This window comes from Bradyrhizobium sp. JR3.5, assembly GCF_054057015.1.
The window spans coordinates 1,055,997-1,076,037 of the sequence record NZ_JBSRYV010000001.1 but is presented as its reverse complement, the minus strand read 5'-3'; the positions used below and the strand labels follow the sequence as shown (position 1 = coordinate 1,076,037).

Below are 20,041 nucleotides of genomic sequence, written 5' to 3'. Positions count from 1 at the left end.
CACGTGATCGACGGCACGTGATCGAACAGCGCCTGTTGCGCTCATGGCGACGGCGACGCGGCCGGCACCGCGCTTACGCTCGGCGACACGGCGGCCGGCAACGGGCTCGCAGGCTTCGGGCCGGCGCTCGTTGCCGGGCACGACGCCAATAGCTGCGTCCAGCCCTGCTCCAGCCCGGTCGTTTCGATATCGAATGTCGCGAAGTCAGGCTTGAGATCGGACTTGATATCAGACTTCGGATCCGACTTGGGATCGGACTTGCCGTCCGACGGCGGCGTGCTTTCGCCGATTTGCAGATGCGGGACCGCCAGCATGGCCTTGACGGTGTCCGCCCCCACCGGGTCGCTCCAGACCTCGTATTTGCCGAACCGCGCCGGCAACCTGCCAAATGCGATCGCCTTAGCGGCGCCGGCCATCATCACGACCGTGCTCTTGCCGGCGGCGCCCTCGTCGAACTCGCGCACGAACATCAGCCGCCCGCGATCCTTGTTCTCGCAGAACAGCCGCCACTCCATCATGCGGAACGCGCCGCCGTCGCCCTTTCTCTGCTGCGCGATCTTGCGGACATAGGGCCGGGTTTCCTTCTCCACAGCCCACAGCGTTTCCGGCAACGGCCGCGTATCGATTCCAAATCGATAGAGTTCCGGCCGCGTCAGCACGTGCAGGTTCTCGAACTTCACGGTCCGGATCAACTCGCTGAGCTCGTGGCTGATCCCCATCGCCGCGAGGAACAGGTTGCGGTCGCGATCGGCGCTCACCATCTCGCGCCGCCTGAAATCCGCGACGACCTGCGGCGACGGATTCCCATGGACCACGAACATCAGCCTGGAGTTATGCACCGCGAGCACCGAGTCGGGCGCCACTTCGCGGTCGGTCGCGCCCAGGAACAGATAGGCACAGGCCGAAACGCACATCGCGTTGCGCGTGGTGAGTTCGGCCTCGACTTCTCCCTTCGCAGCCTTGACCTTCAGGCAGGCAGCATCGGTCTGCGTGCCCGTGAAACAGGCCGGCACGGTGGTGCGGCCGACCCGGGCAATCGCCTTGTGTGCGCGCAGAAACCGCGCGATCGCGTAGGACTGCTCGACGTTTCCGCCTGGCGAATGGAGGTAGATCGGAAGGTGCCTGTCCTTGATGGGAAAAAGGAAGGTGCGAATCCGCTGCGCGGCTTCCCGATCGATCTCGCCTTCGATCGCGATCCAGCGATCGCAACCGGCGCCGCAGGCGTTCGCCGGGCCCTTGGCGAGGTAGATGGTCAGCTTTTTCGCAAAGCCGGCCTTCTCGACCGGTGCTTCTTCCGCCCGCAAGGCGCCCGGGACCAGAAGCAACGCCACGAAAAGCAGGAGACGGGAAAACATGAACCTTGCGGATCGCGCGATGGCGGGAAAGTGGACTTTCGACGTTAAACGATGATCGGCAACGTCGCAACGCTTGGTGCCATCAGCTGCAGGCGAGCTTCTCTCGAATCGGTACGGCCGGAGGTCCATTTTCTTGATATTGCCGGATTGCAGGCGTCAAATCCCCTGCTATACCGCTGCTTTCCCGCTTACCTGCGCTCGTTCGCAGGAGTGAGCTACAGGAGCCTTCAATGTCCGACACGCCGCCCAAATCCGAGTCCGGATTCCAGTACAGCCTCTCTAACCTCAAACCCGCAGAACCCGTGAACAAGATCGCCCTCACCTTCCCTGATGGAGCGAGGCGCGATTTCCCGAAAGGGACCACCGGCCTCGACATCGCCAAAGGCATTTCGCCTTCGCTCGCCAAGCGCACCGTCGCGATGACGCTCGACGGCACACTCGCCGATCTCAATGATCCGATCGAAGCCGACGCCAAGATTGAGTTGATCGGCCGTGAAGACCCCCGCGCGCTGGAACTGATCCGGCACGATGCCGCGCACGTGCTCGCCGAAGCCGTGCAGTCGCTGTGGCCCGGCACCCAGGTCACGATCGGCCCGGTGATCGAGAACGGCTTCTATTACGACTTCTTCCGCAACGAGCCGTTCACCCCGGAAGATTTTGCCGCCATCGAGAAGCGGATGCGCGAGATCGTCGCGCGCGACAAGCCGTTCACCAAGGAAGTCTGGGATCGCGAGAAGACCAAGCAGGTGTTCCGCGACAAGGGCGAGGCCTTCAAGGTCGAGCTGGTCGACGCGATTCCCGGCAACGAGCCGATCAAGATCTATTTCCAGGGCGACTGGTTCGATCTGTGCCGCGGCCCGCACATGACGTCGACCGGCAAGATCGGCAACGCCTTCAGGCTGATGAAGGTGGCCGGCGCCTATTGGCGCGGCGATTCCAACAATCCGATGCTGACCCGCATCTACGGCACGGCATTCGCCAAGCAGGAAGACCTCGACGCTTACCTCAAGCAGATCGAGGAAGCGGAGAAGCGCGACCACCGCAAGCTCGGCCGCGAGCTCGACCTGTTCCACTTCCAGGAAGAAGGCCCCGGCGTGGTGTTCTGGCACCCGAAGGGCTGGACCATCTTCCAGCAGCTGATCGCCTATATGCGGCGCCGGCTGCTCGGCGACTACAGTGAGGTCAATGCGCCGCAGATCCTCGACAAGGTGCTGTGGGAGACCTCGGGCCACTGGGACTGGTACCGCGAGAACATGTTCGCGGCGCAGTCCGCAGGTGACGAGGCCGAGGACAAGCGCTGGTTCGCGCTGAAGCCGATGAACTGCCCCGGCCATGTGCAGATCTTCAAGCACGGGCTGAAGAGCTACCGCGACCTGCCGTTGCGGCTCGCCGAGTTCGGCGTCGTGCATCGCTACGAGCCGTCGGGCGCGATGCACGGCCTGATGCGGGTGCGCGGCTTCACCCAGGACGACGCCCACGTGTTCTGCACCGAACAGCAGCTCGCCGATGAGTGTCTCAAGATCAACGAGTTGATCCTGTCGACCTACGCCGATTTCGGCTTCGACGGCGAGCTCACGGTCAAGCTCTCGACGCGGCCCGAAAAGCGGGTCGGCACCGACGAGATGTGGGATCACGCCGAGCGCGTGATGGCGACCGTGCTGTCGGAGATCAAGGCCAAGGGCAGCAACCGGATCCGCACCGAGATCAACCCGGGCGAAGGCGCGTTCTACGGGCCGAAGTTCGAGTACGTGCTGCGCGACGCCATCGGCCGCGACTGGCAGTGCGGCACGACCCAGGTCGACTTCAACCTGCCGGAACGGTTCGGCGCGTTCTACATCGATCACGACGGCTCGAAGAAGGCGCCGGTGATGGTGCACCGCGCGATCTGCGGCTCGATGGAGCGCTTCATCGGCATCCTGATCGAGCACTATGCCGGCAACTTCCCGCTCTGGCTGGCGCCGACCCAGCTCGTGGTGACGACCATCACCTCCGAGGGCGACGAGTACGCCAAGGTGGTGGCGGCCGCGGCGCGCCGCGCCGGCCTCCGCGTCGAGATCGACCTGCGCAACGAGAAGATCAACTACAAGGTCCGCGAGCACTCGCTGGCCAAGATCCCGGCCCTGCTCGTCGTCGGCAAGAAGGAAGCCGAGACGCATTCGGTCTCCGTCCGCCGCCTCGGCAGCGAGCGGCAGACCGTGATGCCGACCGATGAGGCGATCGCCGCGCTGGTGGATGAAGCGACACCGCCGGACGTGAAACGGGCGCGATCGGTCGCCTGATCTTCACAATCGGTCTAAACTGGCTTTCGTCGGCTTGGTCGTGCCCCCATCTTGGGGGCACGACTCCACTTGAAGGACATTTCCGTGCCCGATGCCATTGAACTCCTGAAGACACGCCGCTCGATGAAACCGCGCGAGATGACCGGCCCGGGCCCGTCCGCGGCCGAGCTCGAGACCATCCTGACGATCGGCGCGCGCGTGCCCGACCACGGCAAGCTGGCGCCCTGGCGCTTCATCGTGTTCGAGGGTGAGGCCCGCGCCCGCGCCGGCGACGTGATCGCAAAGGTGTTTGCCCGCAAGAATCCCGGCGCGCCCGCCACCGACATCGAGGTCGAGAAGAAGCGCCTGACCGATGCGCCGCTGGTGATCGGCGTGGTCTCCTTCACCAAGCCGCACCCGAAGGTGCCGCCGTGGGAGCAGGAATTGTCGGCCGGCGCGAGCGCCATGAACATCGTCACCGCCGCGAGCGCGCTCGGCTATGGCGCCTGCTGGCTGACCGGCTGGTTCGCCTTCGACCGCGACGTGCTCGACGGTCTCGGCCTGAAGCCGGACGAGAAGCTCGCCGGCCTGATTCATATCGGCACGCCGACCAAGCCGAGCGAGGATCGCCCGCGCCCGGTGCTGTCGGATATCGTGACGCGGTTCTGAAACCGTAGATCTGTCATTGCCGGGCTTGACCCGGCAATCCATCTGCCGAAAGATTCTTCTGAAGACTGATGGATGGCCGGGTCAAGCCCGGCCATGACGAGTGAGAGTCACGCCGCCTTCGAGGCGCGCTCCGCAAAGCCGCGCAGCAAGGCCGCGATCTCGTGCCCGGGCCGCGCCGCGCTGAACAGGAAGCCCTGCACTTCGTTGCAACCTTCGGCGCGCAGCCAATCGAGCTGGTCTGTTGTCTCGACCCCTTCCGCGGTCGTAGTGATCTTGAGGCTGCGGCCGAGGCCCGAGATCGCGCGCACGATCGCCAGGCAGTCGGAGCGCCGCGCGAGGTCCTTCACGAAGGAGCGGTCGATCTTGATCTTGTCGAACGGGAAGCTGCGCAAATAGCTCAGGCTGGAATAGCCGGTGCCGAAATCGTCCATCGAGATGCTGACGCCGAGCTCGCGCAGCTGATGCAGGATCGCGAGGTTGGCCTCGGTCTCCGCCAGGAACACCGACTCGGTGATCTCGAGCTCGAGCCGACGCGCCGACAGGCCGGAATGCGCCAGTGCCGAGATCACGGCCTGGACCAGATTGCGGCTGCGGAACTGCACCGGCGACAGATTGACCGCGACCTTCACGTCGGCAGGCCACTTCATCGCCTCGGCGCAGGCTTCGCGCAGCACCCATTCGCCGAGCGCGACGATCAGGCCGATGTCTTCCGCAACCGGGATAAACTCCGCGGGCGAGATCATGCCCTTCTGCGGGTGCTGCCATCGCAGCAGCGACTCGAAGCCACTGATGCGGTCGGCGGCGATGTCGACCAGCGGCTGGTAGTGCAGCTCGAATTCGCCGTTGCTGAAGGCGGCGCGCAGATCGCGCTCCATGTCGCGGCGCTTCTGCGCCTGCTGATCCATCTCCGGCTCGAAGAAATGATGCACGCCGCCGCCCTCGGACTTGGCGCGATACAACGCCATGTCGGCATTGCGCATCAGGTCCTCCGACGTCGTGCCGTCGCCCGGCGACAGCGCGATCCCGACGCTGGCGCCGACCACGACCTCGAGCCCGTCGATCTTGTAGGGCGCGCTCAGGGCATCGATCAGCCGCTCGGCGAAAGCGCTCGCTTCGTTCGGCGAGACATCCGCGGCTAGCACGATCGCGAACTCGTCACCACCGAGACGGGCCGCCACGTTGTCGTCGCGGACCACCTCGCGCAGCCGCTCCGCCACCAGCTTGAGCAGCCGGTCGCCCATCGGATGCCCGAAGGAGTCGTTGACGTTCTTGAACAGATCGAGATCGATGCACATCACCGCGACGCGCCGATTGCCGGAGCGGCCGCGCTCCAGCGCCTCGCGCAGGCGCTCCTGGTAGAAGTCGCGGTTCGGCAGGTTGGTCAGACCGTCATGGTGCGCCATGTGCGCGATCCGCGCTTCGGCGGCGCGGCGTTCGGTGATGTCGACCACTGCGACCAGATAGCCGTCGCGGCCCTCGAACGCCACCCTGCGTCCGAAGGTCAGCACATGGATCTCGGTGCCGTCGGCCTTGATGTGCCGCCAGTCGCGGCTCGATTGATAAACGTCGCCGACCTCGCGCAAGGCGGCGCTGTGCATGGCCCACTCATCCTCCGGCCAGATCTGGCGCAGCGTCATGCCGAGGAATCTCTCCCGGCTGTACCCATAGTGCTGAACCGCAGCGTCATTGACGCTGAGGAACTCCATCGTGCCGGCGTCGAATACCCACATCGGCATCGGGTTGTTCTCGAACAGCAGGCGGAACGACTGCTCGCGCTGCTTCAGCGCGGTGACGTCGGAGACGGTCAGCGACAGCATGTCGCCGAACGCCGTGACACCAAGACGCAGGCAGCGATCGCCGCTGTCGATCTCGAACTGGCCGCCAGGACCGTTGCCGACGAATCCGCTTCCGACGAATCCGCGCAGGCGGTTCATCACCGCCGGCGCCGCCAGCGGATTGCCGCCGGCGCCGAGCCGGCGCCACAGCAATTCGGTCGCGGGCTGCATCAGGAGCCTTGCGGCGCCCTGGTTGAGATGCACGATCTGGAAGTCGGTCGCCTCGCCCCGCGCGTCGCGGATCGCGGCGAGCGACAGCACGCCCTCGTCGGTGGCCGAGAAGATCGTATCGAGAAGATTGTACTGCGCATTGCGCTCGTTGACATAGACGCCGACCAGGATGCCGCCCCAGCGCGACCGCGTCGGCAGCGCCAGCACGTCGAAGGTCCGCACCAGACCGTCGCGCACGCAATGCGCCGACGCGAGATAGGGCCGGCAGTTCTCGCGCGCATTCGCGGCGGCTTCGGTCAATGTCGTCGCGCAGTCCGGCGGCAGCGCGCTGAGCGGAATGTCCCAGCGCTCGTCGTTCAGCCAGGTCTGGACATAGCGGCCGGTGTGCGAGACGCTGAGCACGCCGTCGACGTTGCGCAGCAGCACGATGTGATCCGCGAGCCGGCCGAGACTGCCGAGCATCACGTCTTCATAATGCGGCAGCTTTTCACCGGGACGGACTGCTGCCTGCCACTTGCGTTGCAGAACCGGAACGTCGGCGAACATCTCGGAATTGAACTTGGCCGAAGCCTTTGCTGATTTCTTGTTGGCCATGATCATGGCACGCCCCGTTCACGCAAACGCCGGAGCATGATCCGGAAAGTGCGAAACAAGCTTTCCGAAGGGATCATGCTCAAGCAAAAAGCCAAGGCGCGATGACGACACAATTTGAACTCAGCGCGCTTTAGTCCCCGTGGCATCCAAGTCATGCCGCGGCTTAACGCCATGTAAAAATAGCGATGCCTTGCGTCGCCGCCAGCGATTATGACAGCTCAAATTGGCGCGATGGTTAGTTCACGTTAGAGACTATGACGGCTGCATGAAATGCAATTCGGTCGGGCGTCAGCGCGCCACGACCTCGACTTCGCCGTCGACGCCGTTGACGACGTTGAAGGGACGCTCGAACACCTTGCCCTCGTTCTTGGCGATCGCGCGATACTCGCCTTCGGAGAGCACGACGCGCGGGAACGCGCCGATCGATTCCTTGATCACGTCGCCGCCCGGCGTGATCACCGACCACGCGGTGTTGGCGAGTGCTTCGCCGCCCTTCTCGCTGACCAGCTTGAGGGTGATGACGGCCGCGCGATGCGTGACGGTGACGTCGGTGAGCTTGCCCGCCGCGACGCGAATGTCGGAGCGCACCACCGAGTTGGCGTCACCATAGTTGGAGACGATGTAGTAGGTGCCCTCCGGCAGCAGCGCGACGTCGCCGGCGGACACGTTGGGCACCAGCGGGCCACGGTCCGAGCCGTCGAACTGGCTGCCCTTGTAGATCGCGAACGAAATCTGGTTGGCCGGGATCTTGCTGGAGCCGACCCGCCCTTCGATCCGCAGGCCCCCGGCCGGCAGCACGAAGGACTCGCGGTCCGTCTCCGACTTCAGGCTGACGGCGCGGACCGCGCTGACGAGGCCGAGCGCGACATGGACGACATAGTTGCCGGGCGGCAGCACGACGTTGGGCGTCGCCCCGCGCTCCTCGCGGATCAGCTTGTAGGTGCCGTTGTCATCCGGCTTGTCGGCGAACACCCGCCACACCAGCCCGGCATTGATCACCGGCAGGTCCTTGCCGTATCGCGCCGTCAGCGACAGCACCGCCTGCCCGGCGGTCGGCGAGCCGGCCGGCGGCGTCACCGGAGGCACGGTCGCGATCGACGGCTGGACGATGGTCGGCTGGGTCAGCGGACCGGGCAGAACCGGCCCTGAACCGGGCCCGGACGGCGGCGCCAAATTGAGCGCCGGGCCGGACGGTACGTCCGGAACCGAGGCAGGCGGGATCGGCGGTGGCCGGTCGCTGAAGAACTGCGCCGACACGGAAGTCGGGATCAGGGCCAGCAAAAATGCCGCAAGCGTCAATAGCGGAAGGAGCCGCATGCCCCGCCCGCATCCGCCGATGCCGTTGCCCCTCGAAGTCATCACCATGCTTTTCAACGAAAACGCGGCAAATTCAAGCCTTCGTCCAATGCTTTGTCACAGTCCCGGGGGCGTCGTCCCCGGTTTGGAACCGCTCGATCAAGCCGATGTTAGTCCCATCGTCGCGGTCAAGTCACATTCCCTGCCTACCGCGGTCCACCCGGGGCATGAATCATGCCTGTGGGGAATAACCATGAAACCGGACGACGCTGGCGCAGCGATGCCGCGCGGCCTAGTCTCGCGCTGGCAGGAGATTTGCCGTGTTGGATAGCTGGATGGGCCGAGGCCAAAAGAGCTCCGACGGCCCCGACAAGGTAGGACTGGGACCGGTTCGCCGGCCGGTGATCGGGCTCGCGCTCGGCGGCGGCGCCGCGCGCGGCTTTGCCCATATCGGCATCATCAAGACCCTGCTCGCCCATGGCATCGTCCCCAATGTCGTGGTCGGAACCTCGATCGGCTCCGTGGTCGGCGGCGCCTATGCGGCCGGCCATATCGACAAGCTGGAGCAATGGGCCCGCAGCCTGCAGCCACGCAGCGTGCTCGGCTACCTCGACATCCGCCTCAACGGCTCCGGCCTGATCGGCGGCGCCAAGCTCGCCGCCGAGATCGAGGCCGCGCTGGGCCAGGTCATGATCGAGGACCTCGCGGTCAAGTTCGCCAGCGTCGCAACCGAAGTCCGCACCGGGCACGAGATTTGGCTGACCCAGGGCCGTGTGGTCGACGCAATGCGCGCCTCCTACGCCCTGCCCGGCATCTTCGCGCCGGTGCTGATCGGCGACCGTTGGCTGGTCGACGGCGCGCTGGTCAATCCGGTGCCGGTTTCGGCCGCCCGTGCCCTCGGCGCCGAGATCGTCATTGCAGCGAACCTCTCCAGCGACGTGTTCGCGCACTCGACCACGATCTACAATCACGGGCCGTCCGCCGCGCCCGAGGTGACGGTCGCGGTGACTGCCGAGGCAGAGATCGAGCCAGAACCGCCGAAACGGCGGTTCGGCCGCTTCTTCTCCGCCGAACGGACCGTGAAGCGGGAGTTTTTCGGCAGCGCCAGCCGGCCCGGAATCTCGAGCGTCATGGTCGACGCCTTCAACATCATGCAGGACCGTATCACCCGTGCGCGCCTCGCCGGTGATCCGCCCGACATGCTGATCTCGCCGCGCGTCGGTCAGATCGGCTGGTTCGACTTCCACCGCGCCGACGACCTGATCGCACACGGCATCCGCGCGGCCGAACGCGCCATCGGCGCGATCGAGGAAGCGATCGAGATCCTGGTGCCGCCGTCAAACGGCACGGGCACCACCGGGAAATAGCGCTCAGGCGGTCTTGATGTAGTCGCGCAGCGCTTCCTGCTCGTGCTCATATTCCTGCACGCGGCGCTTGACGACGTCGCCGATCGAGATCAGCCCGACCACCTTGCCGCGTCCTCGACGACAGGGAGGTGGCGGAACTTGCCGGTGGTCATCATCTCCATCAGGCCGCTGACGGTATCGGACTCGCGGCAACTCACGACCTTCTTGGTCATCACCGCGCTCACCGGTTCGTCCAGCACGCCCGCGCCGCGCTCTGAGAGCACGCGCACGATGTCGCGCTCCGACAGGATGCCCTCCATCCGGCCCTGCTCCATCACCAGCACGGCGCCGATCTTGCGCTCGCCGAGCAGTTTGATCGCCGCCGAGAGCTTCGCGCCGGGCGCGACGCTCATGACCTGATGGCCCTTTGCATCGAGAATGGAACGTACCGTCATTGCCGCCTCCCTGAATCCGCTCGCGCCCGCTTCAGCGGGGTCGAGCCTGTTCGCCAGAGTCTTCAATCAACAGTTCCGCGCCGATTTCGGTTCCGGGGCGCGGTCGGTAGCTGGGCTCGATGTGTCGGCCCGCTTTGTCCTGTGTCGCAAAGATGATGGAGGAATTCGAACCGAGCCGCAAGCGGCGATCAGACGCGGCCGGACTGGTCCAGCGACGACGCATCCGCAGCATCGTCTCGCGCGCGCGGAATCGGATCGAACAGCGAGAACAGCAACAGCCCGGCGAGGAAGCCGCCGATATGCGCCTGCCAGGCGACGCTCGCGTGCTCGGCACCGAGCGACAGCGAGGTCGCGCCGAACAGGATATTGACGCCGAACCAGATCGCCAGGAACGCGAGCACCCGCCCGTTGCGCAGCGCCCGCCACAGCGACAGCGCGGGCACCTTGGCGGCCGCGTCGGCATCGCCGCGGCTGAACGACAGGAAGCTGCCCTTCACAAAGGCGAAGCGCATCGCCGCCGCCATCGTCCCCGACACCGAGGCCGACGCACCGATCATCGGCGCAATGGCGTGCTCATGGGTCAACAGATGCGCGAGCGCGCCGGCGGCCGCTGTCACCGCCATGAAGACAAAAAACCGCACCGCGCCGAAGCGCCGCGCCAGCGCGCTGCCGAACGGCAGCAGCCACAGCACATTGAAGCCGATATGGGTGAGGTTCGCGTGCAGCAGCGAATAGGTGACGAAAGTCCAGACCTTGGCGCCGTCTCCGCCCGGGAAGGTGATGTCGAGCAGCGTCGAATCGTAGCGCTTCGGGATGAAGCCGAAGACGTCGATGGTCCAGTTTTCCATCTCCGGCGGCAGCAGCACCCGCAGATGGATCACCGCGATCAGGAGGATGTAGGCGGTGAGCGCCGGCGGCAGGATCAGGATCGGCTCGCGCGGCGCCTCCGGCGGCGGCTCGAGCGGGGATTCGGGATGGGAGTCCAAGGGGTCGGCGACCTCGCACGCGGCTGTGCATCCCAGATAGGCGGCTTTCATACCGCTGTGCAAGTGCACAATCCCGAAATCGGACATCTCTCGTGTCCCGGATGCGTCGCAGCCACGCAGTGTTGCGATGCAGAGCCGGGACCCATCGAAATTGGCAATGCTCCCTGAGCTTGCGAGACTTAAGACGCCTTCCGCATCCATTTGATGCAAGATGAACGCGCAATTCTTTGTTTACATCCTCGCGAACGGGCGAAGCGGAACGCTGTATGTGGGCGTGACCAAGCCGCTGGGCGGTGTCACCGAGGCCGAATTCAGCTCATCGACGCCGAGGCGCAGGCGACCCGCAAGGCCGGTGAACGTCCCGCGACCGCCTTCGACCGCTACTTCATTGTTGCCACCGCTTCGTACCTACTGTGGTGTAGCGCCCAGCTTGAGGCATGGCGACACATCAAGGCAATTGCCTCGATATGACGATCATGGCCACGTTCAAAGATTTGGTGATCCAGCAGGCTGGAAGGATCAAAGCCAAGGTGATGCGTGGAGATGACGAGGTGCGTTTAGGAAATCTTCTCGTAACGTTACACCCAGAAACGATAGAGGCCGCCAACTGAGGCGGCCTCTGATTGAGCGACCCCAGCAACCATTGGGGGCCTATGACGGAGGCTGGTTGCTGGGGCCATCTACCGGCCCGATGCGCCGAGCCAGATTGCGGTCACTCCACGTACATGACGACGCCGATGATGACGAGCGGGCTTAGCCCGAGGAGCACGATGCAAACGCTTTCGAGTATGTCACGGCCCATGACACAACCCCTACAGTTGGGGTTGAAGCCTACGCCCGGGAACCGACCGCACCAGTGCAGATTGTGCCAAGCCGTAGAATCACGGTGATGGGGCCGGCTGCCTATAACCTCGCCTCTGCGCTATTTGCGCAGCGACGCGACGTAAGCGGCGATATCCGCTGCTTCGGCTCGGTTCAGCGGAAAATTTGGCATCTTTGGATGCGGGTCGAGCAGGAAAAACGCCAGCTTCTCGGGACTAAAATCTGGGTTACGCGCAACTGCAGCAAATGGCGGCACATCGGCGACTGCCTGCTTCTGATCGTCGCTCACCACGTGACAGGTGGCGCACCATCGTTTTGCCAGCTCCGCCCCGTGGTTTGCATCCGCAGCAAGGGCCGCCGATCCGGTCAGTTCAAACGCGACAGCGAAAATCGCTGCATGACAGATTTGCATTGAGCAAGATTCCTACTCGACGGATCGCTTGTACCGCTGATCGGCCACGGCTTGAAGGGGGCAGATGATCGCGATACTCTCGCGCCGCATTGCAGCACGGCCGTATGTCCCTTGTGGGATCGGGGTCGGATCAACTTGGTCGGTGATTGGACGCCTATCCGGATGCCTGAAGAGATCGCGAACGCCAACATTGCGCACTTCAAGACGCTCCTTGAGACGGAAACGGACGCGGAGAGGCGCGCCGCCATCGAACGTCTACTCGCGGAGGAGGAGCTAAAGGTCGCCGCCTTGCGCAATGCCCGGACCGAGCACAACAAAAAGCGCTGAGTTGGAGGCCTGCCATTCGCGCCAATGGGTTGGATGAATGGCCACGGGGGCCGCCGTCTCCGCGCTTACCCAACCCCGAAGCACACGGCGGCACGGAAAGACAACCGCGTGGGTTTCTCCAGCGTCGAAAACCGCGACTTCGAGATCACGGTCGAACGGTGCGCTCGCTATAGTCTGCCAGTCCATAGCAAAATGGTCTGGCAGTTCCTTGGCAGCGTCTTTGACCTTCATCAATTCAAGCTTGATCATTGTCGTCGGACACCGCTAACGGACACTCTTTGGCCCGAGCATCCTGACCTCATCGAGCATCATCTAGCCCGAAGGAGCCCGTGTTTAAAATTCAGGTGGTGTACGTAAGGGGTTTCCCGGATCGGGGGGTATTCGAGTCCGCCCATACCTCGCTGCGCAAGTGCTTGCAGGCCGTCCACTTTGATGGCGTCCAGCAAGCATTTGCACTTGGGGGGCTCAGTTTCGATTTTGGGAGTGGCCTTTAGGTTCATATTTGTCGGGTAGCCGACATTTGACTCGCTATTTGCGTTTCCGAGGCGCAGCATAACGAACCTTGGCTCAACCAAAGGAAGTGAGCCATGCTGAATTTCATTTTTCAGGCGAACATCGCTCACTACAAAGAGCTACTGGCGACCGCGACCGACGCTAGGAAGATCGCCATGCTCCACAAGCTGTTGGCGGAGGAAGAAGCCAAGCTGGCCGACTTCCATATCAAGCAGGCGAGAGAGAAGGCGGCGGCCTCATGAAGCCGAAGCTTCGGATTCTGCTGTCGGAAACCGTCGGAGTTGAACATGGCGCTCCTCAGACGCGAGTTGTACCGCCAAGTTAGAGGCCCTGAGGTCACCCACGCGGATCGTTGCGCGCTGGTCTTCGATACGGACACCAAAAGCTTGTATGTCGAGCGGGAGGTGGCGCATTTGGACGCACGCGTCAGCGGTACGATTGAGATCCAAACTGCCGCAATGGATATCGCGGATTATCTCAAGCAAGGTGGCCAAACAGCCGGGCACCGCGAATTGTGGCGGCTGCTGAGGACACTCTTCAAAGACACTGATGATACCGAAGAGATGATCGGTTACGTGCGCGCGCTCCGATAACCGCCATCTTACGGGCACGCTTCGTCGAGGTCCTTATCGATCTTTTGACTTGCGAGCGTAGGTTAAAAGCCGGGGCCGCTTGGCACCCCGGCTTTTCCGCGCCCAGGTCCGGGCGCATTTTTGGCCATCATCCCATTCTTCGCCTGCTCAGCCATCATGCTGACCACGCGAATGCTCCTCTACCTTTCGGCGAGCGTCCTTTATGCCGCTTGCAAATGTTGCTTCCGGGATCGCAGCCATCTTACGGGCGCGAGGGTGATGGGCCTTTCGGAAACGGAGGGTTTTTCTGCAACCCGCCGTTTAGCTGCAGCGACTTGCGCTTCGTCCATCTGCCGCGCCCTGCGCTTTCGGCTAGGGTGCAGGCTTCGGTTTCGGCGGGGGCGGCGGTTCGTCGTCGGGGGTCATACCGGAATCCTCTCGCGACGAGATGAGGGACGCGTTGCGGTGGATCAGAAGGAGACGGCTGTCCCGAACTGGAAATGCAGTGCGCCATAGAATCGGGGATAGATAGTCCAAACGTCCCGCGCGCGAGCCCGTCGGATCGACCCGGAAGCGGCCCTCGGCCGCCGCTCCGACCGCCCGTCCTGACACGCAGCGCGGCTGTCCGGTAGCGTTTTCAGGCCCGTCCGGCCCTCCCGGTCGCTGACCATGCTGCGACGCCCGCGCTGCGGCTGAAGGCGCGCCCGCTGCATTGACCAGGCCAAGGGCTGAATAAGGGGCGGAGCTTAAAAAACCGGAAAAACGTCAACAAAAACAAACAAGGGAGGGCGCTGAGAACGCCCTCCCTGATCGGCTGGTCTTCTCGTGCCCCAGAGGGATCGGGAGAACATCCCCACCCCTCCCCGCACGGTGACCAAACTGTTTGACGCCACCTGTGTACCAACCACGCCGGCGCTTGGGGCAGCCGGCGAACGGGAACGCGCGGACCCTATGCGCAGGTTCCACCGACGCCAAGGACATAGTTAAATTTACGTTAACAACACAAAGCTGCCGATAAGCCGCCCAAACCGCGGCCACGGCATGGACGCTGCACAGCCTTCCCTGCACAACAGAGAAGGGAAGGCGCCTGAGCAAAACCGGGACAGATGTGTCCCGCCGAGCCAGGTGCCGGGCAAGGTTCTTTAGATGAAACACAGCTCCAGCCGCGAATTCTTCGCCTATTGGAATGCGAAGCGCGGCACTGCGCGTGCACCCGACCGGAGCGAATTCGAACCGTCCGCGGTGCGCGAGCTGCTGTCCGACATCTTCGTGCTGTCCTATGACGGCGAGACCCGCTTTCCGTTCCGCGTCGCCGGCACCCGCACCTCCGCCCTGCTCGGCTGCGACCTCAAGAACCGCAGCTTTTCCGCCCTTTTCACCGACGAGAGCCGCGGCGAGATCGAAGACATCATCACCTGTGTCGTCGAAGAGACCCTGCCCGCCATCGCCGGTGTCACCGCCACGACCGAAACCGGCTCCAAGGCGCACCTTGAATTGCTGCTGCTGCCCTTTACCGCCCGCGTCCATATGCCAGCGAGCCTGACCTGGCCTGCTCGCCCCGTTCGAGGATGAGGTCACCCGGCTGCACGACCTCGTCCTGACCTCGTGGCGCTACCTGCATCCCCAGGAGCGGCTGGTGCCGCGGACCCTGCGCAAGCTCGCCATCGCGCGCGGCCTGATGGTCTACGAAGGGCTGCGCTAACCCCTGACGCCTGCCCTCGTCCGGCGGCGAGACCGGCCGCGCCGGTCGCTTGCACCGCGGGCCGCGGAACTCTATTAGCTGTTTCGCCGCCATGGCGGGGGTGATCCGCTTATTGCAGCTGCGGCGGGGCTGGGCATGTTTCGCAATTCGATCAGGCAGAAGATCGTCGGCATCGCCGCGGGACTCATCGTCCTCGCGGTGATCACCTCGCTGCTGTCGATGGTGATGGCGGGCCAGGTCGGCCATCTCCTGGATGAGCTCACCAACCGCTACATCCCCGCCTATGGCCATCTCGCCCGCGTCAACATCCGCTCGCTGGAGCGGTCCCTGGCGATGCGCCGAATGATGATGGCGAAGATGCAGGCGCCGGGGGAAGCCAGCGGCTACGACGCGGCGCGCAAGACGTTCGACGAGGTCGAGCCCCAGATCAAGCGCGAGGCCGACGCGGCGCGCGTGCTGATCGATTCGATCATCGCCGATCCCTCGACCCCGTCGGACAACGCCGCCCTCGGGCGCCTCGATGACCGCATCGACAATGCCGTCAACGACCTCTTGATGCGCCTGAACGCCGAGAACAAGACGCTGCTCGACCAGCTCGACGCCCAGGACTTCGCGGCAGCGAAAGCGACCACGCTCCGCGCCGACGTGCTGCGCGACGACTTCAACAACAAGATCGAAGGCATTCGTACCGACATGCTGGCGCAGGTCGCTTCGGCCGCAGCGAAGGTGATGAGTGCCCAGCAGCGGGCGATCATCATCTCCGGTGTCGTGACCGCGATTGCCGCGATCCTCGGCTTCGTGTTCGCGATGCTGGTCGGCAGCGGCATCACGCGCCCGGTGATGCGGCTGCTGGAGGGCACCCGCGAGGTCGAGGCGGGCCGCCTCGACGGCACCATCGCAATCACGACCCAGGACGAGATCGGCCAGCTCTCCGCCGCCTTCAACCGCATGATCGAGACGCTGCGTCACAACCAGCGCATCCGCGAGACCTTCGGCCGCTACATCAACCCGCGGATCGCCGAGGGCCTGCTCGAGCAGCCGGCGATCGCCGCCACCGAAGGCCAGCGCCGCATCATGACGGTGATGTTCTGCGACATGAAAGGCTTCACCCGCCTGAGCGAAGGCGTGACGCCGCGCGGCCTCGTCAAGATCATGAACCTGTATCTGTCGACGATGTCCGCGCCGGTCCATGCGCATCGCGGCATCATCGACAAGTATATCGGCGACGCCATCATGGCCTATTGGGGCGCCCCCTTCGTCGAAGAAGCCGAGCAGACCCATCTCGCCGCGCTTGCCGCCATCGACATGATCGGCCAGGTCAACCAGCTGCGCAAGGATCTGCCCGAGCTGCTCGGCGTGCGCGCCATCCCGGCCGATTGCGACATCCGGATCGGGATCGCCACCGGTGAAGCGCTGGTCGGCAGCATCGGCTCGGAATTCATGATGAGCTACACCGTGCTCGGCGACACCGTGAACCTCGCCTCGCGGCTGGAAGGCGCCAACAAGTTCTACGGCAGCCGCAGCCTGATCTCGGAGGCCACCGCGAGCGCCTGCGCCGCGACCATCGAGCTGCGCGAGATCGACCGCCTCGTCGCCGTCGGCCAGACCCAGCCGGTCGCCGTGTTCGAGATCCTCGGCAAGAAGGATCAACTGACGCCGGCGCAGACCGAGTTGCGGCAGCGCTACGCCGATGGTCTCGCCGCCTATCGCGACCGCCGCTGGGACGACGCCGAGCAAGCTTTCGCGGCCGCGCTGGCTGCGGCGCCGGGCGACGGACCGTCGATCGCCATGAAGGCGCGCGTCGCAGCGTTCAGGCAAAATCCGCCGGCGGCGGATTGGGACGGCGCCTGGCACCTGGAGCAGAAGTAGCGACACTTGCGGCCCGCATGAGCCAACGGCTCGCGCGAAATGCGCGCCCGATGACGGGCTCCGCGATATGCGGAACGAAAGATCCCGGATATCGCTTCGCTCATCCGGGCTACACGCATTGACGCTGACCTGCCCTTCACACTGCCCTTGGGCGACCGGCGCGATTCTAACACCGATGTTAGTTTCTGCGCCGTCGTTCGATGGCGCGAACAAGACATTCGGCGCACGTGCAAGCACGAGCTCCGGAAGCGACAGTGCGATTGCCGCATCGGCAAACAATTTTTCAGAACGCGCGGAATGTCTCTCTCGATCGGGAGTTAGTGCTTCAGATCAATGACTGTCCACGTCTAGTCGGGAGGTGCGCATGATCAAGTCACCGATGAAGCTCGCAATGCTTACGGCATTTCTGGCAGCACCGATCATCCTGTTTCCACCGCACACTGTCCTCGCCGCCGGTGGAGGTGGCGGCGGCGGCCGGAGGAGCAGGCGGCGGAGACTTCTACGGGTCGAGCTACAGCACGCCTGCGCCGGCCTATCCCCAGCAGAAGGACAGAAAGACCACGCACAGGGTCAGGAAGCCGATCAAGCAATCCGGCTTCGATGATCCGGCATTCCGCGACGGCTATCGCGCGGCCTATGCGACGATCTACGAACGCAACGACTACGCCGCCGCGATCGATCAGCTGCGCGCGCTCGACCGCGATGATCATCCGAACGTTGCGAACCTGATCGGCTACTCCTATCGCAAGCTCGGCGACTACAAGCAGTCGCAGGTCTGGTACGAGCGCGCGCTGAAGGCCGATCCCAACCACGTGCTGACGTGGAACTACTACGGCCTGTGGCAGATCGAACAGGGCAACCGCGACCAGGCGCAGTATCATCTGCAGCGGATCGCCGAGATCTGCGGCACCGACTGCGAGGAGTATCGCACGCTGGCGGCCGCACTGGAGAAGCCGCCGGGCACGAACCTCGTCTACTGAGCGCACCGGCGCTGAGCCGGCATAAGGGGAATGCGGGATCACGAGATCCGGCCCGGACATCGCATCGCGCGTCCGGGCTGCACGCGCCGTTGGCTTCCTTCGGCGCCGTCCGCTATCGTGGGCACCCGAACCATTCGCGAGCCCGTCATGCCCGACCTGATTGATTTCGGTACGTTGCAGCTCAAATTCCTGCAGAGCAAGGAGACCACCGGCGGCAGCGTCGATCTGTTCGAGATGACGCTGCAACCGAATGCCCGGATGCCGATTCCGCACTATCACGAGAGCTGGGACGAGACGATCTACGGGCTTTCGGGCGTCTCGACCTGGCGGGTCGACGGCAAGGAGATCGACATCGCGCCCGGCGAGTCGGTGTTCATCAAGCGCGGTGTCGTGCACGGCTTCACCAACCGCTCGAACGGTCCGGCGACCTGCCTCTGCCTCCTCAGCCCCGGCGTGCTCGGACTGCAATATTTCAAGGACATGGCGGCCCTGATGGCGGGGGGTGCCCCCGATCCAGCCAGGATCAAAGAGACGATGCTGCGCTACGGCCTGGTGCCGGTCGCTTCCTGACCGCTCGACGTAAGAAACCTGCACCGCCGGCGGCGCTGCTCAAAACCGCGTCGTGCCGAGCGGCAGGCCGAGTTTTACGCGGCCAACCAGCCCGTAGCTGATCGGGGTCATCGCGACATGCTTGATCGCGGCCTGGACGTCGCGGATTGACCGTTCGAGCGTACCAGTCTCAAAGATCGCGGCCGTGCCGGCGTATGCCGCGATCATCTCGACAACGCGCGCGGCGGTTTCGCCGGCGTTGGCACAGGCGATCCGGTGCAGCAACCGCGCTTCGATCAGGCGCTCGCCTCCGGCCTCGCTCGCCGCCATCAGCTCCGTCATGTCCTCGACCAGCAGCGCCCGCGCCGACCGCAGCGCCGTTTCGGCTCGGCCGACCATCGACTGGACCAGCTCGCCGTCGCGGAGCTGGCCGACGCCACCGAGCCGCGGCTTCTTGCCCGCGAGCGCGATGAAGGCGTCGAGCGCGCCGCGCGCGATCCCGAGCGGCACGACCGAGACCGTCCAGGAAAACGCCGCCAGACCCGGCAGCCGGTACGGGATGCCCGGCTGGGTCGGCTTGAAGTCGACCAGCGGATGGGTGTGGCTGTCAGGCACGAAGCAGTCCTGCATCTCGAAGTCGCAGCTCCCGGTGGCGCGCAGACCGGACACGAACCAGGTGTCGTGGAGGCGGACGTCGGCGCGATCGACGTAGCAGCAGATCGGCGGGCCATCCTTGCCGTCGGGCCCCTTGACGCTCGCCAGCCCCATGAACTTGGTGGCGTGGGGCGCGCCGCTGCCGAACGGCCAGCGTCCGCTGACGCGATAGCCGCCCTCGACTTCGACCGCCGTCCCGATCGCCCCGGTGGCGCTCGCGATGAAGGCGTGCGGATCGGCGAACCAGCCGCGCACCACCTCCTCCGGCAGATAGCCGCCGGCCCGGCTCATCCCGCCGCCATTGCCGACCAGCCAGCCGACCGAACCGTCGAGCGCGGCGGCCGCCTCGACGATTGTCATGAAGTCGAGCGGCGACAATTCCGGCCCGCCCAGCGCCTTCGGCAAATACAGCCGAAACAATCCGGCCTCGGCCAGGGCGCGGACCACCGCGTCGGGAAGCCGGCGCTCGCGGTCGAAATCCGCCCGTTGCTCGGCAATCAGGGGAGCAAGCCGCTCGAGCGCGGCCAAATGATCGGCAACAGCGGGGTTTGCAGGCTGGGGCATGGCGCCTTCCTTTTGCGAAAGCTGGCAATATCGGGAGTTGGCGACGCGGATTTGGCCATGGCACCTGGCGTCGCAGAGGGACCGTCATCTCTTTGTCATGAATTGTGCAGAC

General features: G+C 64.6%; 16 protein-coding genes and 2 pseudogenes. 10 read left to right on the top strand and 8 right to left on the bottom strand.

The genetic code is table 11. The annotated features are described in order from the left end of the window. Positions 1–41 precede the first annotated feature (41 nt). On the bottom strand, positions 42–1,355 hold the full coding sequence (locus ACVWW1_RS05305; protein WP_456655092.1) for an ATP-dependent Clp protease proteolytic subunit: 1,314 nt from the start codon (positions 1,353–1,355) through the stop codon (positions 42–44). Between the two features lie 230 nt (positions 1,356–1,585). On the opposite strand from ACVWW1_RS05305, the gene thrS reads away from it, so the two are divergent. Further along, complete coding sequence (gene thrS / locus ACVWW1_RS05300; protein WP_456655091.1) at positions 1,586–3,634, top strand: threonine--tRNA ligase; 2,049 nt, start codon at positions 1,586–1,588, stop codon at positions 3,632–3,634. A gap of 84 nt (positions 3,635–3,718) precedes the next feature. After that, complete coding sequence (locus ACVWW1_RS05295; protein WP_456655090.1) at positions 3,719–4,282, top strand: nitroreductase family protein; 564 nt, start codon at positions 3,719–3,721, stop codon at positions 4,280–4,282. 107 nt (positions 4,283–4,389) lie between these two features. On the opposite strand, the gene ACVWW1_RS05290 is transcribed toward ACVWW1_RS05295, so the two are convergent. After that, positions 4,390–6,888 carry a putative bifunctional diguanylate cyclase/phosphodiesterase gene (locus tag ACVWW1_RS05290; RefSeq protein WP_456655089.1) on the bottom strand — a complete coding sequence of 833 codons (2,499 nt, stop codon included), beginning with the start codon at positions 6,886–6,888 and terminating at the stop codon, positions 4,390–4,392. Positions 6,889–7,170: 282 nt separating this feature from the next. Beyond that, entirely contained in the window at positions 7,171–8,241 is a 1,071-nt protein-coding gene (locus ACVWW1_RS05285) for a hypothetical protein (RefSeq protein WP_176530460.1), read from the bottom strand. A gap of 272 nt (positions 8,242–8,513) precedes the next feature. On the opposite strand from ACVWW1_RS05285, the gene ACVWW1_RS05280 reads away from it, so the two are divergent. Continuing rightward, positions 8,514–9,545 (top strand): patatin-like phospholipase family protein, encoded by a 1,032-nt coding sequence (locus tag ACVWW1_RS05280; RefSeq protein WP_210284215.1) that lies wholly within the window; start codon positions 8,514–8,516, stop codon positions 9,543–9,545. Between the two features lie 3 nt (positions 9,546–9,548). Here ACVWW1_RS05280 and ACVWW1_RS05275 read toward each other — a convergent pair. Together ACVWW1_RS05275 and ACVWW1_RS05270 are read right to left on the bottom strand one after the other, a co-directional pair. Next, positions 9,549–9,979: pseudogene (locus ACVWW1_RS05275) on the bottom strand (CBS domain-containing protein). A gap of 188 nt (positions 9,980–10,167) precedes the next feature. After that, positions 10,168–10,965, bottom strand: coding sequence for a rhomboid family intramembrane serine protease (locus tag ACVWW1_RS05270; protein WP_456655088.1), 798 nt, complete (start codon positions 10,963–10,965; stop codon positions 10,168–10,170). 476 nt (positions 10,966–11,441) lie between these two features. Between ACVWW1_RS05270 and ACVWW1_RS05265 the strand changes: the two genes are divergently transcribed. Next, entirely contained in the window at positions 11,442–11,576 is a 135-nt protein-coding gene (locus ACVWW1_RS05265; protein ID WP_456655087.1) for a hypothetical protein, read from the top strand. Between the two features lie 311 nt (positions 11,577–11,887). Here ACVWW1_RS05265 and ACVWW1_RS05260 read toward each other — a convergent pair whose 3' ends face one another. Together ACVWW1_RS05260 and ACVWW1_RS05255 are read right to left on the bottom strand one after the other, a co-directional pair. Next, positions 11,888–12,199, bottom strand: a complete 312-nt coding sequence (locus ACVWW1_RS05260; RefSeq protein WP_207830678.1) for a c-type cytochrome — start codon at positions 12,197–12,199, stop codon at positions 11,888–11,890. A 273-nt stretch (positions 12,200–12,472) separates the two neighbouring features. Then, a complete protein-coding gene (locus ACVWW1_RS05255) occupies positions 12,473–12,775 on the bottom strand; it encodes a hypothetical protein (RefSeq protein ID WP_456655086.1) in 303 nt (100 codons plus the stop codon). 338 nt (positions 12,776–13,113) lie between these two features. On the opposite strand from ACVWW1_RS05255, the gene ACVWW1_RS05250 reads away from it, so the two are divergent. From ACVWW1_RS05250 to ACVWW1_RS05225, 6 genes and pseudogenes are all read left to right on the top strand, one after another. Further along, entirely contained in the window at positions 13,114–13,281 is a 168-nt protein-coding gene (locus ACVWW1_RS05250; protein WP_456655085.1) for a hypothetical protein, read from the top strand. A 45-nt stretch (positions 13,282–13,326) separates the two neighbouring features. Beyond that, the gene (locus tag ACVWW1_RS05245) at positions 13,327–13,632 is read left to right on the top strand and encodes a hypothetical protein (protein ID WP_176530452.1); all 306 of its coding nucleotides are present in this window, start codon (positions 13,327–13,329) and stop codon (positions 13,630–13,632) included. Positions 13,633–14,757: 1,125 nt separating this feature from the next. After that, positions 14,758–15,313: pseudogene (locus ACVWW1_RS05240) on the top strand (PAS domain-containing protein). A 135-nt stretch (positions 15,314–15,448) separates the two neighbouring features. Continuing rightward, positions 15,449–17,182 (top strand): adenylate/guanylate cyclase domain-containing protein, encoded by a 1,734-nt coding sequence (locus ACVWW1_RS05235; protein WP_456655084.1) that lies wholly within the window; start codon positions 15,449–15,451, stop codon positions 17,180–17,182. Positions 17,183–17,637: 455 nt separating this feature from the next. Then, positions 17,638–18,162 carry a tetratricopeptide repeat protein gene (locus tag ACVWW1_RS05230; RefSeq protein ID WP_456655083.1) on the top strand — a complete coding sequence of 175 codons (525 nt, stop codon included), beginning with the start codon at positions 17,638–17,640 and terminating at the stop codon, positions 18,160–18,162. 147 nt (positions 18,163–18,309) lie between these two features. Further along, a complete protein-coding gene (locus ACVWW1_RS05225) occupies positions 18,310–18,732 on the top strand; it encodes a cupin domain-containing protein (RefSeq protein WP_456655082.1) in 423 nt (140 codons plus the stop codon). Between the two features lie 39 nt (positions 18,733–18,771). Here ACVWW1_RS05225 and ACVWW1_RS05220 read toward each other — a convergent pair whose 3' ends face one another. Further along, the gene (locus ACVWW1_RS05220) at positions 18,772–19,929 is read right to left on the bottom strand and encodes an acyl-CoA dehydrogenase family protein (RefSeq protein WP_456655081.1); all 1,158 of its coding nucleotides are present in this window, start codon (positions 19,927–19,929) and stop codon (positions 18,772–18,774) included. Between the last annotated feature and the right edge of the window lie 112 nt (positions 19,930–20,041).

Excerpts from the sequence above, each read along its gene's own strand:
- ACVWW1_RS05285 (WP_176530460.1), bottom strand. The coding sequence starts at position 8,241 with ATGACTTCGAGGGGCAACGGCATCGGCGGATGCGGGCGGGGCATGCGG.
- ACVWW1_RS05250 (WP_456655085.1), top strand. The coding sequence starts at position 13,114 with ATGCTGAATTTCATTTTTCAGGCGAACATCGCTCACTACAAAGAGCTA.
- ACVWW1_RS05225 (WP_456655082.1), top strand. The coding sequence starts at position 18,310 with ATGCCCGACCTGATTGATTTCGGTACGTTGCAGCTCAAATTCCTGCAG.
- ACVWW1_RS05245 (WP_176530452.1), top strand. The coding sequence starts at position 13,327 with ATGGCGCTCCTCAGACGCGAGTTGTACCGCCAAGTTAGAGGCCCTGAG.
- ACVWW1_RS05265 (WP_456655087.1), top strand. The coding sequence starts at position 11,442 with ATGGCCACGTTCAAAGATTTGGTGATCCAGCAGGCTGGAAGGATCAAA.
- ACVWW1_RS05290 (WP_456655089.1), bottom strand. The coding sequence starts at position 6,888 with ATGATCATGGCCAACAAGAAATCAGCAAAGGCTTCGGCCAAGTTCAAT.
- ACVWW1_RS05280 (WP_210284215.1), top strand. The coding sequence starts at position 8,514 with ATGGGCCGAGGCCAAAAGAGCTCCGACGGCCCCGACAAGGTAGGACTG.
- thrS (WP_456655091.1), top strand. The coding sequence starts at position 1,586 with ATGTCCGACACGCCGCCCAAATCCGAGTCCGGATTCCAGTACAGCCTC.
- ACVWW1_RS05260 (WP_207830678.1), bottom strand. The coding sequence starts at position 12,199 with ATGCAAATCTGTCATGCAGCGATTTTCGCTGTCGCGTTTGAACTGACC.
- ACVWW1_RS05255 (WP_456655086.1), bottom strand. The coding sequence starts at position 12,775 with ATGATCAAGCTTGAATTGATGAAGGTCAAAGACGCTGCCAAGGAACTG.
- ACVWW1_RS05305 (WP_456655092.1), bottom strand. The coding sequence starts at position 1,355 with ATGTTTTCCCGTCTCCTGCTTTTCGTGGCGTTGCTTCTGGTCCCGGGC.
- ACVWW1_RS05235 (WP_456655084.1), top strand. The coding sequence starts at position 15,449 with ATGTTTCGCAATTCGATCAGGCAGAAGATCGTCGGCATCGCCGCGGGA.
- ACVWW1_RS05220 (WP_456655081.1), bottom strand. The coding sequence starts at position 19,929 with ATGCCCCAGCCTGCAAACCCCGCTGTTGCCGATCATTTGGCCGCGCTC.